The organism is Bartonella silvatica (assembly GCF_040545155.1).
GTDB lineage: Bacteria > Pseudomonadota > Alphaproteobacteria > Rhizobiales > Rhizobiaceae > Bartonella > Bartonella silvatica.
The window spans coordinates 1-1772 of the sequence record NZ_JBEPLI010000063.1 but is presented as its reverse complement, the minus strand read 5'-3'; the positions used below and the strand labels follow the sequence as shown (position 1 = coordinate 1772).

Sequence of the window (1772 nt, the reverse complement as noted above, 5' to 3'; positions counted from 1 at the left end):
AACAGAAAAAGGTGTTGGTGTTCGTATGCGCCATGATATGGCTGCCAATGCGGGGCAGTTGCATCTTTCTGCGGATGGAAAAATCTCGTTGAAGAATGTTTTTGGTCATGGGGGTGTTGTCCTCAAATCGAAAAGCCAGAGCATATTGGCAAAACACATCACCTCGAAAAAGCATATTGATATTGCCGCCCATAAGGATGTGACGTTAGAAACGGTTGGCGCTGATGGTCATTTGAAGATAGAGGCGCAGGATGGGCTTTTATCGATTGCCGGTAAGGCAACCTCTGGAGGCAATATGGAGCTTTCTTCGCGCCAGACACTTCAAGTTTCAGGGCTAGGGTCAGGCGCTGATATGGCTCTTGAATCGGGCGGAGACTTGAAGCTTGAGGGGATTGTTTTAGCGCAAGGGAAGCTCAAGGCGCACGTCAGTGGTGATATACAAGCCCATTTTTTAGCCGGTGGGGTTGATATGGCGGCAACGGGTGCTGCTGGTGTTGTTGTTCTTGGCACCCAAGGGGATGTTGATCTCCAGAGCAGTCAAGGTGCGATTGTCGCTGAAAGTGTTTATGGAGCAGGAGATATCACCCTGGTTTCTCATAACGGGCTATCTGTTTCTCAAACAATTCTGTCGCATCAAAATGTTGCCATTCAAGCACAATCAGAAACAAATGCCCCCGTTCATTTTGGGCAACTTTTAGCCTATGGCAAGGCAAATATTGAGGGTGGGGCGGTTGACTTTTCTTCGTTGATGACGGGTGAAGAAGCTGTTTTAAAGGTAGGCAGCCTTGATGCAGGCACACTGATGACAGGTGTCGTTTCTACGGGTGGTTCAGGGGATCTTGTTTTAGATGAAAAGGGCTTTCTTTTTATTACAGCAAAAGCAGGGGTGAAGGTTGGTCAGATTGCCAGTGGTGGCAATATTGAAATCTTTGCAGGCAACGACATCTATTATGATCAGGTCATAGGCTATGGCAACGCAACATTGACATCGGTATCAGGAGAGATCAGTGTTGAGAATGTGCTGTCTGCTAAGGGGGATGTGAGATTGACAGCAAACACTCTCGATTTAAGCAATAATCGTTCTCATATTTACACGCCGCAAACGCTGTATTTAATTGCAGATCATATTGATGTCTCAGAGAGCGAATTGGCTTATGGCGGTTTAGATTTTAACAGCAGCAATGCCCTTGATATTCACCATGCGCGGCTACAAGCCGTGACAGATGAGGGTGGGACTGGAGATATTCTCTTTGTTGCTCCAAGTGTTATGGTTGATAAGGCAACCTCTGTTTTAGCGGCACGAGATTTTGTGATCAAAACGGGGGAGATTCACAATAGTGGTCAATTGGCATCGGGGCAGGATTTAGTCTTTAGCGTGACGGGCAATGTGACCAACAACAAAACGGGCTTAATTTATGTGAAGGGCAATGGTGCTCTCAAAGTTGATGGGGCTTTGTTGAATGATTTTGGTGCCATTTTAGCAGAGGGAGATTTATCTTTTACCAATGCGGCTGGCAGCGGAAAAAGCCTTTCCCTTGTCAATAAAGCAGGCTTTATTCAAGCTGGTGGAAATTTAAATATCCAAACCAACACCCTGAAAAACGAAGCTGATAGCACGCCTGTCATCACAGAAAAAACGGAATATAGTGATATTTCTTTCGAAAAACCAAAGGGGTCTGATCAACTCAGTGATGGGATGTTATATCAGGATGGTCCCAACCTTTGGGGAAAAGGGCACGAACATCAAAGTCATACCGGACCTTTTAAAGGGC

Annotated in this window: 1 pseudogene; it reads left to right on the top strand. The window is 45.9% G+C overall.

The window, feature by feature from the left end:
- A pseudogene (locus ABID23_RS07875) lies at window positions 1–1772 on the top strand (hemagglutinin repeat-containing protein); the annotation flags it as partial.